This window comes from Isoptericola sp. AK164 (assembly GCF_029643425.1).
In the GTDB taxonomy this organism is placed as follows: Bacteria; Actinomycetota; Actinomycetes; order Actinomycetales; family Cellulomonadaceae; genus Isoptericola; species Isoptericola haloaureus.
This window is the reverse complement of sequence record NZ_CP119106.1, coordinates 1087022-1103690: the sequence shown is the minus strand read 5'-3', so window position 1 is coordinate 1103690 and position 16669 is coordinate 1087022. Positions and strand designations below refer to the sequence as shown.

Sequence of the window (16669 nt, the reverse complement as noted above, 5' to 3'; positions counted from 1 at the left end):
GCGGTCCGTCCCGCCCTTCCCTCACGGTTCTGGTGGCCAGCCTAGGTCGCACGGCGTGGCGGGACACGGTGAGCGCACCGTGTCCCGCCACGCCGGCGGTCATCCCGTCAGCGGGTCACTCGTCCAGGTAGGAGGTGACCTCGAGCTCGCCGTCGATGATCTGCTGCTGCAGGTCCTCGACCTCGCTCATCAGCTCGGGGTCGACCTCGTCCTCGAACTCGTGCAGCGGGGCCAGGCCCACGCCCTCGTTCTCGAGGGTGCCGATGTACGGCTCCGGGTCGAACTCCTCGGTGGCCGCGGTCATGAGGGCGTCGTGCGTGGAGACGTCCATCTTCTTGAGGATGGAGGTCAGCACGTACGGCTGGGTGCTCGGGTCGGTCTCGTAGAAGTCCGCGTCGACGCCGACGAGGGCGACGTCACGGCCGGAGTCCTCGATGGCGGCGATCGCCGACTGGTAGATCGGACCGCCGACGGGCAGGATCACGTCGACACCCTGGTCCAGGATGTTCGTCGCCGTGGTCTTGGCGGTCTGGTTGGCCTCGAAGCCGCCGGTGAACGAGCCGTCCTCGCCGCCGGAGTAGCCGATGACCTCGACCTCGGCGTCGTTGGCCTCGTTGTAGTACTCGACGCCCTGCTTGAACCCGTCCATGAAGATCGTCACGGTCGGGAACGGCTGACCACCGAACGTGCCGACCTTGCCGGCCTCGGAGTAGCCGGCCGACAGGTAGCCCGCGAGGAACGCGGCCTCGGCCGTGTTGTACAGCAGCGGCTTGATGTTGTCGGCGTCCGCCTGACCGTCAAAGTCCGCGTCCGCGGCGTCGTCGACCAGGAAGTAGTCGATCTCGGGGTTGGCGTTCGCGGACTCGATGGTGTCCGCCGACAGGGCGAACCCGACCGAGACGATCGCGTCGCAGCTCTGGTCGACCAGCGACTGCAGGTTCGGCTGGAAGTCGGTCTCGGACTGCGACTGGACGTCGATGACGTCCTGGCCGAGCTCCTCGGCGGCAGCCTGGGTGCCCTCGTAGCTGAGCTGGTTGAAGCTCTTGTCGTCGAAGCCGCCCTGGTCGGAGACGATGCACGGCTGGTAGTCGACGGACTCGCTCTCCGCCATCTCCGTCTCGGTGGTCTCCTCGGTGGGGGTCTCCTCCGGGGCCGCGCCGCACGCCGCGAGAGTCAGTGCCGCCGCGCCGGCGAGGGCGGTGAACTTGATCGCACTCTTCACCTGTCGCTCCTGTCGATGAGGGTGGGTGAGCACGGGCGCTCGCCCGTCTCACGATCAGAGATGGACAGACTAACCACGCGCGGGCTCAGGACATGCCACGAGCACCTACCGTGGCCGAGTCGTTATCGAATGGGAACACCGTCGGAATGAGCCAGGTCACACCACGGCGGTCTCACCGGCAGGTTCTCATCCGAGAGCGACGCGCGCCAGCACACGGGCACCGATCGCGATCGCCCGTTCGTCGACCCGGAGGTCGCCCTGGTGGATGTCGTACCGACGCTCCCCCGGGATCGCCGTGCCCAGCCGCGCCATCGCCCCCGGCACCTTCGTCAGGTACCAGGCGAAGTCCTCCCCGCCGAGCGACTGCTCGGTGAGCACGACGCCGTCCTCGCCGAGCACGGACGCACCCGCCGCCTCGAGGGCGGCGGTGACGTCGGCGTCGTTGTCCACCGGCGGGACGCCCCGGACGTGGTGCACGCTCACCTCGACGTCGTACGGGGCGACGACCTGCTCGACGGCGTCGAGCAGCACCTGACCGGCCCGCTCCCAGGCCCGGACGTCCAGGCAGCGCAGCGTGCCCTTGGCCACGCCGGTGGCGGGGATGGCGTTGTGCGCGTTGCCCGCCTCGACCGCACCCCACGTCAGGTTGACCCCGGAGCGGGGGTCCAGCCGGCGCCCCAGGACCGCCGGGACCTGGGTGATGACCTGGCCGAGGGCGTAGACGACATCGCCCGTCAGGTGCGGCCGGGAGGTGTGACCGCCGCTCGAGGACAGGGTCACCGTGACCAGGTCCGAGGCGGAGGTGATCGGGCCGATGCGCGTCCCGAGCTGCCCGACGTCGAGCTTCGGCTCGGTGTGCACCGCCACGATCCGCGCGACGCCGTCGAGCACGCCCTGGGCGAGCACGTCGTGGGCGCCGCCCGGCATGATCTCCTCGGCCGGCTGGAAGATCAGCCGGACCCCGGACTCCAGCAGCCCCTCCTCGGCGAGCCGGGCCAGCGCCAGGCCGGCCCCGAGGACGACGGCCGCGTGCACGTCGTGGCCGCAGGCGTGCGCCACGCCCGGCACCGTCGAGGCGAAGTCGCACCCGCACAGGTCGTCCAGCGGCAGCGCGTCGATGTCGGCGCGCACCGCCGTCCGCCCCCGCCCCGGCACCTCGGGACCGATGTCGCACGTCAGCCCGGTGCCCTCCAGCAGCCGGGGCTGCAGCCCGGCCGCCCGCAGCCGCTCGGCCAGCACCGCCGTCGTGCGGAACTCCTCGCGCGCCGTCTCGGGATGGGCGTGCAGGTCGCGGCGCACCGCCACGAGCTCGTCCTCCAGCGTCGCGACGACCTCGTCCAGGCGCGCCCGGGTCGCGGCGCTCACAGCAGGTCCTCCCGCCCGTGGGCGCGGACGGCGTCGACCATGCTGCGCACCTGCTGGGCGCGGGCGCGGGTCGTGACCAGCACGGCGTCCGGGGTGTCGACCACCACGACGTCGTCGATCCCGAGCAGCGTCACGGTCCGGCCGCTCGCGGGCACCACGACGGACCCCGCGCTCTGGACTCGGACCACGTCGGCGCTGTCGCCGAGCACCTTCGACCCGGCGTCGTCGTCGGCCGGCAGCAGGGCGGCCAGGGAGTTGAAGTCCCCCACGTCGTCCCACCCGAACGGCCCGGGGACCATCGCGACCCCGCCGGCGGCCGCGACCGGCTCCGCCACGGCGTGGTCGATCGCGATCTTCTCCAGGCCGGGCCACGTCTCGGCCAGCACCCGGTCGCGGTCCGGGGTGTCCCAGGCGGCCGCGATGCGGCGCAGACCGTCGTGCAGCGCCGGGCGCTGCTCGGCGAGGTGACCGAGCAGCACGTCCGTCGCGGCGACGAAGATCCCCGCGTTCCAGCGGTACTCGCCCGAGGCGAGGTACGCCCGCGCCGTCTCGGCGTCCGGCTTCTCGGTGAATCCGCTGACGTGCACGGCGCTGGGCGCCCCCGCGATCCCCAGCGGGTCGGCGCCGTGGACGTACCCGAACGCCGTCGACGGGCGCGAGGCGGCGATGCCCACCGTCGTCACGTAGCCGGCCCGGGCGGCCTCCACGGCCTCGCGGACGGACCGCTCGAACTCCCGGGTGCCCGAGATCACCTGGTCGGCGGCGAAGGAGCCGAGGACGACCACCCCGTGACGCTGCTCCAGGACGGCCGCCGCCAGGCCGATCGCCGCCATGGAGTCCCGGGGGGACGGTTCGGCCAGCACCTGGTCCGCACCGAGCTCGGGCAGCTGGTGGCGCACGGCGTCCGCGTGCCGGGTTCCCGTGACCACGACGATGCCGTCACGGCCCGCCAGCGGTGCGAGACGGTCGGCGGTGCCCTGGAGCAGGCTGCGCCCGGAACCGCTGAGGTCGTGCAGGAACTTGGGGGCACCCGCCCGCGACACCGGCCACAACCGGGTCCCGGAACCTCCGGCGGGAATGACGGCACGGAATCCGGGGATGGCGGAAGAGGGCATGGACGCAGCATAGTGACGCCTGTCGAACCCGTGACGTGTCGCCTGTGGCGTCGATCACAGAATCCACGCGGGAATGCCGTTTTTCCGGCGGCCGTGACCCGATCGCGACCGGGTGTCACTACAGTGTCCTCACGTAACCCGCCCGCATCCGCCAATGGAGGCCCCCCGTGCCGACTGCCCCCGCTGGCACGCTCTACCGCGGCCGTGAAGGTATGTGGTCCTGGGTCGCGCACCGCGTGACCGGCGTGTCGATCTTCTTCTTCCTGCTCGTGCACGTGCTCGACACGTCGCTCGTGCGCGTCTCGCCCGAGGCGTACAACGCCGTCATCGGCACGTACCAGACCCCGATCATGGGGCTGGGCGAGGCCGGCCTCGTGGCCGCGATCGTCTTCCACGCGTTCAACGGTCTGCGCATCGCACTCGTCGACTTCTGGTCGAAGGGCCCCCGCTACCAGCGCGTCATGCTCTGGGTCGTCCTCGGTCTGCTCGTCGTGACGATGGCCGGATTCCTGCCCCGCCACCTGATGAACGTGTTCGGAGCCAGCTGATGACCACCCAGACCGACATCCCCACTCCGCGTTCCCCGTACGTGCGCCGCAAGACTACCCGGGGCAACTTCGAGCTGTACTCCTGGGTCTTCATGCGGGCCTCCGGCGTCGTCCTCGTGGTGCTCGTCTTCGGCCACCTCTTCGTGAACCTCATGGTCGGCGACGGCGTCAAGGCCATCGACTTCGCCTTCGTCGGCGGCAAGTGGTCGAGCCCGTTCTGGCAGATCTGGGACCTCCTGATGCTCTGGCTCGCCATGATCCACGGCACCAACGGCGTGCGGACGATCATCAACGACTACGCCCAGCGGGACCTCACCCGCGGCGTGCTCAAGAGCCTGCTGTACCTGGCGTTCACGATCACCGTGGTGCTCGGCACGCTGGTGATCTTCACCTTCGAGCCCTGCCCGCCCGGCGCACCGGCCGAGCTGCTCGCCTCGATCTGCACGGCCTGAGCCCGCGCACCCCCAGCCCGCTGAACCACCACCGTCCGCAGGAGGCATCGGAACCGATGCAGACCCACCAGTACGACGTCGTCATCGTCGGCGCAGGCGGCGCCGGCATGCGCGCGGCGCTCGAGGCGTCGAAGGGCGCCCGCACCGCGGTCATCTCCAAGCTGTACCCCACGCGTTCCCACACCGGCGCCGCCCAGGGCGGCATGTGCGCCGCCCTGGCGAACGTCGAGGAGGACAACTGGGAGTGGCACACCTTCGACACCATCAAGGGTGGCGACTACCTCGTCGACCAGGACGCCGCGGAGGTGATGGCCAAGGAGGCCATCGACGCCGTGCTGGACCTGGAGCGGATGGGTCTGCCGTTCAACCGCACGCCGGAGGGGCGGATCGACCAGCGCCGATTCGGCGGGCACACCCGCAACCACGGTGAGGCCGCCGTGCGCCGCGCCTGCTACGCCGCGGACCGCACCGGCCACATGATCCTGCAGACGCTGTACCAGAACTGCGTGAAGCAGGACGTCGAGTTCTACAACGAGTTCTACGTCCTGGACCTGCTCACCGACCACGACCTGACCACGGAGGACATCGAGGACGGCGCCGAGGTCAACGCCACCGGCGTGGTCGCCTACGACCTGGCCACCGGCGAGCTGCACGTCTTCCAGACCAAGGCGGTCGTGTTCGCCACCGGCGGCGCGGGCAAGATCTTCAAGACGACGTCGAACGCCCACACCCTCACCGGTGACGGCATGGCGCTGGCCTACCGCCGCGGCCTGCCGCTGGAGGACATGGAGTTCTTCCAGTTCCACCCGACGGGTCTGGCCGGCCTGGGCATCCTGCTGTCGGAGGCGGCCCGCGGCGAGGGCGGCATCCTGCGCAACGCCGACGGCGAGCGGTTCATGGAGCGCTACGCACCGACCATCAAGGACCTGGCGCCCCGCGACATCGTCGCCCGGTCGATGGCCAACGAGGTCCGCGAGGGTCGCGGCGCCGGCCCGAACAAGGACTACGTCCTGCTCGACCTGACGCACCTCGAGCCGGCGCACATCGACGCCAAGCTGCCGGACATCACCGAGTTCGCCCGCACCTACCTCGGCATCGAGCCGTACACCGAGCCGGTGCCCGTCTACCCCACCGCGCACTACGCGATGGGCGGCGTGCCCACGAACATCAAGGGCGAGGTCCTGCGCGACGGCCACAACGTCGTCAAGGGGCTGTACGCCGCCGGCGAGGTCGCCTGCGTCTCCGTGCACGGGTCCAACCGCCTCGGCACGAACTCCCTGCTCGACATCAACGTCTTCGGCAAGCGCGCCGGCCGCTCCGCCGCCGCGTACGCGCAGACCGTCGAGCAGCACCTGCCGATCGTCGAGGGGCCGACGGCCCGGGTCGAGGCGCAGCTGTCCGAGATGCGCGACCGCCCCGACGGCGAGCGCGTCGCCGACGTGCGCCAGGCGCTGCAGGAGACGATGGACGCCAACGCGCAGGTCTTCCGCACCGACGAGTCGCTGAACAAGGCCGCCGCCGACATCCGCGAGCTGCAGAAGCGGTACCGCAACGTGTCGGTCCAGGACAAGGGCTCGCTGTTCAACACGGACCTGCTGGAGGCGATCGAGCTGGGCTTCCTGCTCGACATCGCCGAGGTCACCGTCGTCGCCGCGCTCAACCGCCGCGAGTCCCGCGGCGGTCACTACCGCGAGGACTTCCCGGACCGGGACGACGACAACTACATGCTGCACACGATGGCGTACCGCCGTCCGACGTCGGCTCCCGACGCCGCCGACGGGCACGTCGCGGGCTACTTCGACCACGTCGAGGACTTCGGGGACTACAAGGTCGTCCTGGGGTCCAAGCCCGTCACCATGACGCGCTACGAGCCGATGGAGCGGAAGTACTGATGACTGCTGTTCTCGAGAACTCGACCGACACCTCCGGCTCCGAGGCGCAGGCCGGCGCCGTGTCGTCCTTCCAGGTGACCCTGAAGATCCGCCGGTACAACCCGGAGGTCGCCGCCGAGGCGTACTGGGAGGAGCACACGGTGACCGCGCACGGCACCGACCGTGTGCTGGACGCCCTGCACAAGATCAAGTGGGAGCTCGACGGCTCGCTGACGTTCCGGCGCTCCTGCGCCCACGGCGTGTGCGGCTCGGACGCGATGCGGATCAACGGCCGCAACCGTCTGGCCTGCAAGACGCTGCTCAAGGACATCAACCCGGACAAGCCGATCGTCGTCGAGGCCATCAAGGGCCTGCCGGTGCTCAAGGACCTCGTGGTCGACATGGAGCCGTTCTTCGCCTCCTACCGCGAGATCATGCCGTTCCTCATCACGTCGGGGAACGAGCCGAGCCGGGAGAACATCCAGTCCCAGGCCGACCGCGACCGGTTCGACGACACCACCAAGTGCATCCTGTGCGCGGCGTGCACGTCGTCCTGCCCGGTCTTCTGGACCGACGGCCAGTACTTCGGCCCGGCGGCGATCGTCAACGCGCACCGGTTCATCTTCGACTCCCGCGACCAGGGTGGCACCCAGCGCCTGGAGGTCCTCAACGACAAGGAGGGCGTGTGGCGCTGCCGCACGACCTTCAACTGCACCGAGGCCTGCCCGCGCGGCATCGAGGTCACCAAGGCGATCCAGGAGGTCAAGCGGGCGATGATCACCCGCGCCTTCTGACTCTCACGTCTCGGCGGGAGAGGGAGAGCCCCGCACGGTCGCGTTCACGGGCGCTGCGCGCCCTCCACTTCGGGGACGACGACCGTGCGGGGCTCTCCCTCTCCCGCTGTCGTCGTCTCACCCAGGGAGGCAATCCTCCGGCCAGGGCGGCGGCAGGTCCGGCGAGGTAGGCAACCCTCCGCCCAGGGAGGCAACCTTCCGGCGAAGTAGGCAACGTTCCGGCGAAGTAGGCAACGTTCCGGCGAGGTAGGCAACGTTCCGGCGAGGTAGCACTCCTGGCGGTGAGGTAGCGCGGGTCCGACGCCGCGCGCGATCAGGAGTAGATGCCGCGGCGTACGCCACGGACGACCGGACTGTACGGCTTGCCGCTGCCGGCTCCCTGGGCGACCAGCCGGTCGACCTCCTCCTGGTGGCGCATCGCCGCGAGCTCCGCCTCGGCGCGGGCGATCTCGTCCATCCGCGGCGGGTCGTACATCCAGGCGCAGACCATCAGCAGCATCCGGGACAGGAAGTTGGCCAGCAGCAGGATCGTCCCGATGGTCACGAACGAGCCGAGCACGACGTTGCTCGACACGCTCGAGGTCACCAGCGACGTCCCGGCGTAGCGCAGGGCACCCGAGGCCAGCCCTGCCAGGAGGCACCCGATCACGAGGTCGCGAGTGCGCCGGGGCCGTACCTGCCCGACCACCCGGACGATCAGGTACACCACGACGGCGTCGAGCACGACGGCGACCCCCAAGCTCCCGAAGCGGAGCAGCTGGCCGAGGGCCTGGGTTTCCCCGAACCAGTTCTCGAACTGCGTCTCCACCGTGGTGGCCAGGATGCTGGCGGCCGCCGTCACGACGATCATGGCGCCGAGGACGACGAAGCCGACGAGCTGCCAGACCTTGGCCATCACCGGGTTGACCCCGACCACGGGGGCGTCGAACATCGAGCGGATCGAGTGGCGCAGGGCACCCATGAAGCTGATCGCCGTCCACAGCAGCACCACGGTGGCGATGAAGGTCGCCACGTTCCAGATGTTGGTGACCACCAGGTCGTCGGGGTTCAGCTGGTTCTCACCGTCACCGATCAGGCCGGGTAGCCACAGCTCGATCTGGTCGGTCACCGCCGCCATCAGTTCGGGCCGGCTGCCCAGGGTCGCCGAGAACACGGAGAACCCGATCGTCAGGCTCGCACCGATGGCGAAGATCGCCGAGTAGGCGATCCCGCCGGAGAGCAGGTTCCCGCGGCGGGCCATGTACCACTGGACGGCACGGACCTCACGCCGGTCCTTGACCCAGCCGACCAGGCGGGTCGCCCGGTCCTTCCACCGATCGATGCGCTCCGACACGGTCTCGACCCTAGCGGCGGTCGGCGGAGTCGGCAGCGCACGACGTGCGACGACGCCCGGGTCGGCGGATCAGCGCATCCGGAGGTACTCGCGCCCGCCGCGCAGCTCGTAGGAGCGCTGCGGACGCCACACGCCGTCGTCGCCGTGCTCGTACTGCCAGATTGCCGACACGTCGAAGACGGCCTCGAAGTCGGCCATCTCCGTGAAGGCCCGGTCGAGGGCGTCGTCGGGGACCTCGTGGGCGATGGTGACGTGCGGGTGGTAGTTGAACCGCAGGTCCTGGGCGAGCACCCCGGACCTGGTCTGCTGCTCGAGCAGCTCGCACTCGGCGATGCCCTCGGCGAGCGAGACGAAGACGACCGGCGAGACGGGTCGGAACGTCCCGGTGCCGCGCAGGTGGACCCGGAAGGGCGGCATCTCGTCCGCGATCTTGCCGAGGTGCTCCCCCACCGACGGCATGTCGGCACGGTCCACGACCGTCGGTCCGATGACGGTGATGTGCGGCGGGATCACCTGGGCCAGCGGGTCGTCGAACTCCGCCCGGGCTTCCTGCAGGCGCGCGGCGTAGGGATCCGGCACCGCGATCGCGATACCGATCCGGAGCTGGTCAGGGCCTCGTGCCGGGATCCTCACCGGTGACCCCGGGGCAGCAGGCCGAAGCGGTCGAAGAGCCGGTCGCGCACGCCGCCGGCGATCTCCCGGGCCCGGGCGGCACCGTCGTCGAGCACCTTGTCCAGCTCGGCGGGGTCGGACAGGTAGGTGTTCGCCCGCTCCTGGAACGGCTCGAGGAAGGCCACGACGGCGTCGGCCAGGTCGACCTTGAGGTACCCGTAGCCGCGGCCGTCGTACTCGGCGGCGATGTCGTCGACCCCGCGGCCGGTGACGGCGGAGTAGATCGACAGCAGGTTGGAGATGCCGGGCTTGGCCTCGCGGTCGAAGTAGACGGCGTAGGAGTCGTCGGCGTCGGTGACGGCCGACTTGATCGCCTTGGCAGCCTTCTTCGGGTTCTCCAGCAGCCAGATGACCCCCTTGCCTCCCGCGTTCGACTTCGACATCTTCGCGGTCGGGTTCTGCAGGTCCTGGATCTTGGCGGTGGCGGTGACGATGTGGGCGTCGGGCACGACGGCGGTGCCCGCCCCGAAGCGGGCGTTGAGGCGCTCGGCCAGGTTCCGGGTCAGCTCGAGGTGCTGGCGCTGGTCCTCGCCGACCGGGACGAGGGCGGCGTCGTAGACGAGGATGTCGGCCGCCATCAGCACCGGATAGGTGAACAGCCCGACCGTGGTCCCCTCGGTCCCCTGCCGCGCCGACTTGTCCTTGAACTGGGTCATCCGACTGGCCTCGCCGAACCCGGTCTGGCAGCTCAGCAGCCAGGCGACCTCGGTGTGCTCCGGCACGTGCGACTGCACGAACAGGGCCGACCGGGCCGGGTCGACGCCGCCGGCCAGGTACTGCGCGGCCGTCGCGCGCGTCCGCTCCCGCAGCGCCGCGGGGTCCGGGTTGACGGTGAGCGCGTGCAGGTCCACCACGCAGTAGAGCGCCTGGTTGTCGTCCTGCAGGGCCACCCACTGCGTCAGGGCACCCAGGTAGTTGCCCAGGTGCAGCGACGAGTCGGTCGGCTGCATGCCGGACAGGATGCGAGGACGGGATCCGGACTGCGCGCCCGGTGCGGTGGGGAGGTCGGACATGGTCTTCATTCTGGCAGGTCTGGCGGGTGCGCCTGAATCACCCGGGATGTCGGACGTGTCGGTCTCGCGAGGGAGCGCGGTCGCTACGTGGCTTCGTCGTCGAACGGAGCCGGACCGGACGACGACGGCCCGCTCGGCGCTGCGGGCACCGCGGCGGACCCGGCACCCGCGACACCGGCCACCCCGGCGGCACCGCCACCGGCCGCGCGGGCGGTGCGGCCCGCGGCGCTGCGGTTCGCGGCGCCGCGCGTCGGCGCCGGGTCGTCGTCCAGCAACGCTTCCTTGACGATGCGCCGCGGGTCGTACTGCCGCGGGTCGAGCTTCTGCCAGTCCACGTCGCGGAGCTCGTCGCCGAGCTCGTCGTCGACCCGGCTCTTGGCGTCCCGCAGCAGCACCTTGCCCTGGCGGACCAGACCGCCGAGCTGTGCGGCGTAGCGGGGCAGGCGCTCGGGCCCGATGAGCACGAGCGCCAGCACGATGATGACGACGAGCTCGCCCCCGTTGATCCCGAAGACTCCCACGGCGAACAGCCTAGCCCGTGGCGCGGCGCGACCGGTACGGCGCCGGCGTCACTCGCTCGCCCGCTCCTGCAGCACGACGCGCACCTCGCGCTCCTCGCCGTCGCTGCGGACGCGCAGGGTGACGGCGTCACCCGGCTGACGTGCACGGATCGCCACGATGAGCTCGTTGCTGCGGGACACCGGGCGGCCGTCGATCGCCAGGATGACGTCACCGGCGCGGACCCCCGCCAGGTCCGCCGGACCGTCCGGCGTCACGGGCGGGATGCCCTGCTGGGCCTCGGACGACACCTGGACGCCCTCCCCGGAGTAGGAGGTGTCCAGCAGCACGCCGATCACGGGATAGGTCGCCTGACCGGTCTCGATGAGCTGCTCCGCCGTCGTGCGGGCCTGGTTGGCCGGAATGGCGAACCCGAGGCCGATGCTCCCGGTGGCCTGCGTGGCACCGGGCGGCTGGGCGATCGCGGAGTTGATGCCCACGACCTCGCCGTCGGCGTCGACGAGCGGCCCGCCGGAGTTGCCGGGGTTGATCGCGGCGTCGGTCTGGATGGCGTCGATGAACGCGGTCGTCGCCTGGTCCCCGGCCTGCACGGGACGGTGCAGCGCACTGACGATCCCGGCGGTGACCGTTGAGTCGAGGCCCAGCGGTGCGCCGACGGCCAGCACGGCGTCCCCGACCACGACGTCGTCCGAGTCGCCCAGCACGAGCGGCGTCAGCCCGTCGACGTCGATCTTGACCACGGCCAGGTCGTAGTCGGGGGTGCTCCCGACGACCTCGCCCGCGTGCTCGGAGCCGTCGGAGAGGACGACGACCACGTCGCCGCCCCCTCCGCCGGCGGTGACCACGTGGTCGTTGGTCAGGATGTAGCCGTCCTCGCGCAGCACGAAGCCCGAGCCCGAGGACCCGCGCCCCCCGGCACCGGAGATCTCCAGCGAGACCACCGACGGCAGCACCTCGGCCGCGATGGCCGCGTGCGAGTCCACCGGGCGGGAGTCGTCGGCGCCGTCGTCCTGCGACCCGGGGCTGACCGGCAGGTCGGCGCTGACGGGGGCCTCGTCCTGGGCGCCGCCGGCGATCCGGTCGCCGAGCACGCCACCGACCAGGCCGACCGCGAGCGCCAGGACCAGGATCACGGCCGTGCGTCCGGCGCCGAGCCGGGCCGGCCGCCGGGACGCCGGTGCGCCCCCGGCCGGGGTGCCCGCGGGCTGCGGCGCCGACGGCGGCACGGACGGCGGGGTGTCCGCAGCCGGGGCCGACGACGGCGCGGCGGCCGGGGCCGACGACGCGGGCGCGGGCTGCGCGGCCACCGGCGGTGCGGGGTCGGGCCGGCGGGCCGGGGGCTCCGGGGAGGCGAAGAGGTCGGGATCCTGGGGTGTCATGGAAGGGTGAGAGCTCCTGTCACGGTCGACCAGCCACGAGTGATCTGGGGCAGGACGCCCCCGTCGTAGTCACGTTCGGGGAAAGCAGCGACGACCTCGGACAGGACGTCGTCGGGGGCGTCCGTCGTGACCTCCACGACGACGTCGCCGGCCTGCCAGGCGACGTGCCAGGGGTCCTGGGACAGCACGACGACGTCACCGCGCCCGGCGACCTCGGTCCGCGCCGTCGACCCGGTCCCTGCCGCCAGCCGGCCCTGCTGCTGGCGGACGACCACGGGCCCGTCGGGGCCGGTCAGGTCGATCTCGCACGACGTCGGGCCGGTGCGCACGGCCACCACCTCGTACCCCGGCGGCAGCGACGACGGCGCCACGAACCCCGCACGGCCGAGCCCGGCCTCGGTCACCGTGTCGCCGGACGTGCCGCCCGCCCCTGCCAGGGTGGTCAGGGCGGCGACGCGCGAGGTGTCGGGTGTGACCACGGGTGCCTGGCCGAGCACGAACAGGGCACAGCCCAGCACACCTGCTCCCCCGGCACCCACGAGCGCGACCCGGCGGCGGCGCCGTCGTCGCTCCGCGCCCAGGACGTCGCCGGTCAGGGGCGGGTGCCACGCCTCGGGTGCGGCCCACCCGGTGTCCCGGTCGGGGGCCCGCAGGGGGTCGCCGTCGGCGGGCGGGATGGAGGCCGAGAGGTCCAGGAGCCGCTGGGTCAGCTCCGCCGTCGGGGTGACGTCCCCGGCGGCGGCGAGGTGCCGGCGCGCGGACCGTGCCGTCTCGAGCTCGGCGGCGCACAGCGAGCAGCACGCGACGTGCGCCAGGGCGCGCTCGGCCTCGGCCGGCGGCAGCTGGCCGTCGGCCAGCGCGCTGACGCGGTCGCCGAGGTGGGCGCTCATCGCCGCACGTCCTCGCGTCGGTGCTCCAGCGCGTCGCGCAGCTGGGCCCGCGCGCGGTGGATCCGTGAGCGCACCGTGCCGATCTTGATGCCCAGGGTGACCGCGATCTCCTCGTAGCTGAGACCTTCGATGTCGCATAGGACGACGGCGGCGCGGTACTCGGGTCGCAGGCCGTCGAGGGCGGCCTGGACGTCGTGGTCGAGGTTGCCGTGCTCGAAGCCGCGCTCGGGCCGGCCGCGGTCGTCGGTGGACTGGACCCGCGAGGCGTCCTCGCCCATGGCCTCGAAGCGGATCCGCTTCTTGCGGCGGACCTGGTCCAGGAAGAGGTTGGTCGTGATGCGGTGCAGCCAGCCCTCGAAGGTGCCGGGGGTGTAGCTGGACAGCGACCGGAACACCCGCAGGAACGTCTCTTGCGTCAGGTCCTCGGCGTCCTGCCGGTCACCGGTCAGACGGTAGGCGAGCCGGTACACGCGCGCGGAGTGCTCCCGGACGATCTCGTCCCAGGTCGGGGGCACCCACGAGGCGGTGTCGGACTCCACGGTCTTGGTCATCACGGTCATCGTCCCATGCGAACGTGTGAGCAACCTGAGAGGTTCCCACGTACGATCTGCCCAGCGATCAAGGGGGCCGTGTCATCTTCACCGAGGCGGAGGCCCAGGACGACCGCGGGGTCGCCTGGACGTTCAGCGAGTCGTTCCTCACTGAGGACGCCACGCTGCTGCGCGCCCGGGAACGGGCGGCCTCGCTGGGGTGCGCGACGGTCTCCCCCGGGACCGGGGCGCTGCTGCGGGTCGTCGCGGCGGCGGCGCAGGCGCGGACCGCGGTCGAGATCGGCAGCGACGCGGGCGTCACGGCCCTGTGGATGCTGCGCGGCATGCTGCCGGACGGCGTCCTGACCACCATCGACCCGGACGCGGCGCGGCAGCGCGCCGCGAAGACGGCGTTCGCGGACGAGGAGGTGGCGTCCTCGCGCACGCGGGTGATCACCCGCCCACCGCTGGACGTGCTGCCGCGACTGACGGACGGCGCCTACGACCTGGTGCTGGTCGCGGTCGACCCCCTCGTGCTGGCCTCGCACGTCGAGGCGGCGGTCCGGCTGCTGCGCGAGGGGGGCGTGCTGGGGATCGTCGACCCGGCGCTCAGCGGGCGGGTCGCCGACCCGACGCGGCTCGAGGCACCCACCGTGGCGGTCCGGGAGACGGCGCACGCCGTCCGCGCGGACGAACGCCTGGTGCCGGCGATGGTCCCGACCGGCGACGGGCTGCTGCTCGCGGTGCGCCGCGCACCGCGGCACCCGTCCGCCTGAACGACGAGGCGGGCGCGCGACGGGAGCCACACCCGTCCCACGCCCGCCTGTCACGGGAGTGCTGCAGACGTCGTCAGCCGACGACGCCCTGGAGGGCCTCGCCCAGCTCGCCGGCCTCGGTCGCGTTCAGCTCGACGACCAGCCGACCACCGCCCTCCAGCGGAACACGCATGACGATGCCGCGTCCCTCCTTGGTGACCTCGAGGGGCCCGTCGCCCGTCCGCGGCTTCATCGCAGCCATGTGTGGCTCTCCATTCCGTTGTCCGGTTCCTCCGCCCCCGCACCCGCACGGTGCCGGATGAGGTGCGTCTCACCATTCTACTGTCCGCCTCGGGCGACCAACGTCAGGCCAGGCCGCGACGCGCGACCCGTGGAGGCGCCTCGTCACGGACCGCCGCCACCATCTCCAGGGCGTGCCGCGTGGCCGCGACGTCGTGGCTGCGGAACACGCGGGCACCGTGCCAGGCGGCGAGCGCCGTGGCCGCGAGGGTGCCGGCCAGCCGGTCGTCGGGAGGCAGGTCGAGGGTCTCGCCGACGAAGTCCTTGCGGCTGAGCGCCATGAGCACCGGGTACCCGAGGGCGGTCAGCGCATCGGTCCGGCGCAGCAGGTGCAGCGAGTGCCAGGTGTTCTTGCCGAAGTCGTGCGTCGGGTCGACGAGCACGGACGACGGCGGCACGCCGCAGGCGACGGCACGGTCGGCGGCCGCACGCAGCGTGGCGAGCACGTCGCGGGTGACGCCGTCGCGCGGGTCGCCGCCGTCGGCTCCCTCCGGCGTCGGGTAGGACACGCGGTACGGGTCGGTGCGGGGCAGGGCTCCTCCGGTGTGGGAGCAGACGACGCCGACCCCGGCGGCGCCGGCGACCTCGACGAGACCCGGGTCGTGGCCGGCCCAGGTGTCGTTGATGAGGTCGGCACCGGCCTCGATCGCGGCCCGGGCCACCTCGGCGCGCCACGTGTCGACGCTGAGCAGCAGGTCGGGCAGCTCGGCCCGGACCTTCGCCACGAACGGCACGACCCGCTCGATCTCCTCGGACTCGCTCACCGCGGGCCCCGTACCGGCGCGCACCCCGCCGACGTCGAGGATCGCGGCCCCGTCGGTCCAGGCGGCGTGGGCGGCGTCCAGGGCCGCGCCGTCGTCGGCCAGCCGCGCCGGGGCGTAGAAGGAGTCGGTGGTGCGGTTGACGATCGCCATCACCACGGGGCGCAGCACGCCGTCGGCGTCCCGGCCGACCTCGCGGCCGCGCAGGACGAGCGGCGCCCCCGCCGGTGGGATCACGTGCGGAACTCGGCGGCCAGCGCCCGCCCGCGTTCGATGACGTGCGAGACGGCCTCCTCGGCCGTGTCGGTCACGTGCAGCAGGTCCAGGTCGGCCGGGTTGATCATGCCGCGGTCGACGACGGCGGTGCGCAGCCACTCGAGCAGCCCGCCCCAGTAGTCGCTGCCGACCAGCACGACGGGGAAGCCGGTGACCTTGTGCGTCTGGACGAGCGTGAGGGCCTCGAAGAGCTCGTCGAAGGTGCCGAAGCCACCCGGCAGGACGACGAACCCCTGGGCGTACTTGACGAACATCGTCTTGCGGGCGAAGAAGTAGCGGAAGCTCACGCCGCGGTTGACGTGCGGGTTCATCCCCTGCTCGAACGGCAGCTCGATCCCCAGCCCGATGGACGTGCCACCGGCCTCGGCCGCGCCCTTGTTGGCGGCCTCCATGATGCCGGGGCCCCCGCCGGTGATCACCGAGTACCCCGAGGAGACGAGCAGCTTGCCGATCTGCTCACCGAGCACGTAGTCCGGGTGGTCCGGGGCGGTGCGTGCCGAGCCGAACACCGAGACCGCCGGGCCGACCTCGGCCAGCGCCCCGAAACCCTCGACGAACTCGGCCTGGATACGCATCACGCGCCACGGGTCCGTGTGGACCCACTCGGTCCCCTCCCCCGGAGCCAGCAGCCGCTGGTCCGTGGTCGAGTCCGGGATCTGCGTGCCCCGCAGCAGGACCGGTCCCTTGCGGTATCCGCGGCCGGATTCCGGGACGCCGTCGTCGGTACGTTCGCTCATACCTCGAGCGTAGGCCGACCCGACCGGTGGTGGCAGCGGGTGAAGTCTGCGCCCCGGGGTGTGTGCCCGCGGCGACTATGGTTACGCTCCACTTGGATGTGACATTCGCCACCTCTGCCGATGGCGGCAGCCCGGAC

At 71.9% G+C, this 16669-nt stretch carries 18 protein-coding genes; 5 read left to right on the top strand and 13 right to left on the bottom strand.

Going from position 1 to position 16669, the window contains the following annotated elements; all coding sequences use genetic code 11:
* Nucleotides 1-115 precede the first annotated feature (115 nt).
* The 3 genes from PO879_RS04920 to PO879_RS04910 all read right to left on the bottom strand — a co-directional run bounded on the left by PO879_RS04920 (nt 116) and on the right by PO879_RS04910 (nt 3702).
* Nucleotides 116-1222 (bottom strand): BMP family ABC transporter substrate-binding protein, encoded by a 1107-nt coding sequence (locus PO879_RS04920; RefSeq protein ID WP_278236812.1) that lies wholly within the window; start codon nt 1220-1222, stop codon nt 116-118.
* 186 nt (nt 1223-1408) lie between these two features.
* A complete protein-coding gene (locus tag PO879_RS04915; protein ID WP_278236811.1) occupies nt 1409-2587 on the bottom strand; it encodes an amidohydrolase in 1179 nt (392 codons plus the stop codon).
* Nucleotides 2584-3702, bottom strand: coding sequence for a mannose-1-phosphate guanylyltransferase (locus tag PO879_RS04910; protein WP_278236810.1), 1119 nt, complete (start codon nt 3700-3702; stop codon nt 2584-2586). The genes PO879_RS04915 and PO879_RS04910 overlap by 4 nt, the downstream gene beginning before the upstream one ends.
* A gap of 167 nt (nt 3703-3869) precedes the next feature.
* Between PO879_RS04910 and sdhC the strand changes: the two genes are divergently transcribed.
* From sdhC to PO879_RS04890, 4 genes are read left to right on the top strand one after another with little or no spacing between them, the layout of a single operon-like run.
* Nucleotides 3870-4250, top strand: coding sequence for a succinate dehydrogenase, cytochrome b556 subunit (gene sdhC / locus PO879_RS04905; protein ID WP_278236809.1), 381 nt, complete (start codon nt 3870-3872; stop codon nt 4248-4250).
* On the top strand, nt 4250-4702 hold the full coding sequence (locus PO879_RS04900; RefSeq protein ID WP_278236808.1) for a succinate dehydrogenase hydrophobic membrane anchor subunit: 453 nt from the start codon (nt 4250-4252) through the stop codon (nt 4700-4702). The genes sdhC and PO879_RS04900 overlap by 1 nt, the downstream gene beginning before the upstream one ends.
* A 56-nt stretch (nt 4703-4758) precedes the next feature.
* On the top strand, nt 4759-6594 hold the full coding sequence (gene sdhA, locus PO879_RS04895; protein WP_278236807.1) for a succinate dehydrogenase flavoprotein subunit: 1836 nt from the start codon (nt 4759-4761) through the stop codon (nt 6592-6594).
* Nucleotides 6594-7367 carry a succinate dehydrogenase iron-sulfur subunit gene (locus PO879_RS04890; RefSeq protein ID WP_278236806.1) on the top strand — a complete coding sequence of 258 codons (774 nt, stop codon included), beginning with the start codon at nt 6594-6596 and terminating at the stop codon, nt 7365-7367. Before sdhA ends, PO879_RS04890 begins: the two co-directional genes overlap by 1 nt.
* A gap of 313 nt (nt 7368-7680) precedes the next feature.
* Here PO879_RS04890 and PO879_RS04885 read toward each other — a convergent pair whose 3' ends face one another.
* The 7 genes from PO879_RS04885 to sigE form a co-directional block, all read right to left on the bottom strand.
* A complete protein-coding gene (locus tag PO879_RS04885) occupies nt 7681-8700 on the bottom strand; it encodes a YhjD/YihY/BrkB family envelope integrity protein (protein WP_278236805.1) in 1020 nt (339 codons plus the stop codon).
* Between the two features lie 69 nt (nt 8701-8769).
* Entirely contained in the window at nt 8770-9279 is a 510-nt protein-coding gene (locus PO879_RS04880) for a 2'-5' RNA ligase family protein (RefSeq protein WP_347568615.1), read from the bottom strand.
* A 50-nt stretch (nt 9280-9329) separates the two neighbouring features.
* Nucleotides 9330-10385 carry a tryptophan--tRNA ligase gene (trpS, locus tag PO879_RS04875; RefSeq protein ID WP_278236803.1) on the bottom strand — a complete coding sequence of 352 codons (1056 nt, stop codon included), beginning with the start codon at nt 10383-10385 and terminating at the stop codon, nt 9330-9332.
* 83 nt (nt 10386-10468) lie between these two features.
* The gene (locus PO879_RS04870) at nt 10469-10906 is read right to left on the bottom strand and encodes a twin-arginine translocase TatA/TatE family subunit (RefSeq protein WP_278236802.1); all 438 of its coding nucleotides are present in this window, start codon (nt 10904-10906) and stop codon (nt 10469-10471) included.
* Between the two features lie 48 nt (nt 10907-10954).
* Complete coding sequence (locus PO879_RS04865; protein WP_278236801.1) at nt 10955-12283, bottom strand: trypsin-like peptidase domain-containing protein; 1329 nt, start codon at nt 12281-12283, stop codon at nt 10955-10957.
* Nucleotides 12280-13173, bottom strand: coding sequence for a zf-HC2 domain-containing protein (locus PO879_RS04860; protein WP_278236800.1), 894 nt, complete (start codon nt 13171-13173; stop codon nt 12280-12282). The genes PO879_RS04865 and PO879_RS04860 overlap by 4 nt, the downstream gene beginning before the upstream one ends.
* The gene (gene sigE, locus PO879_RS04855; RefSeq protein WP_278236799.1) at nt 13170-13733 is read right to left on the bottom strand and encodes an RNA polymerase sigma factor SigE; all 564 of its coding nucleotides are present in this window, start codon (nt 13731-13733) and stop codon (nt 13170-13172) included. The genes PO879_RS04860 and sigE overlap by 4 nt, the downstream gene beginning before the upstream one ends.
* 47 nt (nt 13734-13780) lie before the next feature.
* On the opposite strand from sigE, the gene PO879_RS04850 reads away from it, so the two are divergent.
* The gene (locus tag PO879_RS04850; protein ID WP_347568622.1) at nt 13781-14479 is read left to right on the top strand and encodes a class I SAM-dependent methyltransferase; all 699 of its coding nucleotides are present in this window, start codon (nt 13781-13783) and stop codon (nt 14477-14479) included.
* Nucleotides 14480-14552: 73 nt separating this feature from the next.
* Here the strand turns inward: PO879_RS04850 and PO879_RS04845 are convergent, their stop codons facing one another.
* From PO879_RS04845 to PO879_RS04835, 3 genes are all read right to left on the bottom strand, one after another.
* A complete protein-coding gene (locus PO879_RS04845; protein ID WP_171247429.1) occupies nt 14553-14720 on the bottom strand; it encodes a DUF3117 domain-containing protein in 168 nt (55 codons plus the stop codon).
* 103 nt (nt 14721-14823) lie between these two features.
* Entirely contained in the window at nt 14824-15756 is a 933-nt protein-coding gene (folP, locus tag PO879_RS04840) for a dihydropteroate synthase (protein WP_278236798.1), read from the bottom strand.
* A complete protein-coding gene (locus tag PO879_RS04835; protein WP_278236797.1) occupies nt 15753-16532 on the bottom strand; it encodes a TIGR00730 family Rossman fold protein in 780 nt (259 codons plus the stop codon). The genes folP and PO879_RS04835 overlap by 4 nt, the downstream gene beginning before the upstream one ends.
* Nucleotides 16533-16669 lie beyond the last annotated feature (137 nt).

Bases quoted from the DNA above. Each gene is read 5' to 3' on its own strand.
- PO879_RS04835 (WP_278236797.1), bottom strand. From the start codon at position 16,532: ATGAGCGAACGTACCGACGACGGCGTCCCGGAATCCGGCCGCGGATAC.
- trpS (WP_278236803.1), bottom strand. From the start codon at position 10,385: ATGTCCGACCTCCCCACCGCACCGGGCGCGCAGTCCGGATCCCGTCCT.
- PO879_RS04910 (WP_278236810.1), bottom strand. From the start codon at position 3,702: ATGCCCTCTTCCGCCATCCCCGGATTCCGTGCCGTCATTCCCGCCGGA.
- PO879_RS04860 (WP_278236800.1), bottom strand. From the start codon at position 13,173: ATGAGCGCCCACCTCGGCGACCGCGTCAGCGCGCTGGCCGACGGCCAG.
- sigE (WP_278236799.1), bottom strand. From the start codon at position 13,733: ATGACCGTGATGACCAAGACCGTGGAGTCCGACACCGCCTCGTGGGTG.
- PO879_RS04890 (WP_278236806.1), top strand. From the start codon at position 6,594: ATGACTGCTGTTCTCGAGAACTCGACCGACACCTCCGGCTCCGAGGCG.
- PO879_RS04865 (WP_278236801.1), bottom strand. From the start codon at position 12,283: ATGACACCCCAGGATCCCGACCTCTTCGCCTCCCCGGAGCCCCCGGCC.
- sdhA (WP_278236807.1), top strand. From the start codon at position 4,759: ATGCAGACCCACCAGTACGACGTCGTCATCGTCGGCGCAGGCGGCGCC.
- PO879_RS04845 (WP_171247429.1), bottom strand. From the start codon at position 14,720: ATGGCTGCGATGAAGCCGCGGACGGGCGACGGGCCCCTCGAGGTCACC.
- PO879_RS04900 (WP_278236808.1), top strand. From the start codon at position 4,250: ATGACCACCCAGACCGACATCCCCACTCCGCGTTCCCCGTACGTGCGC.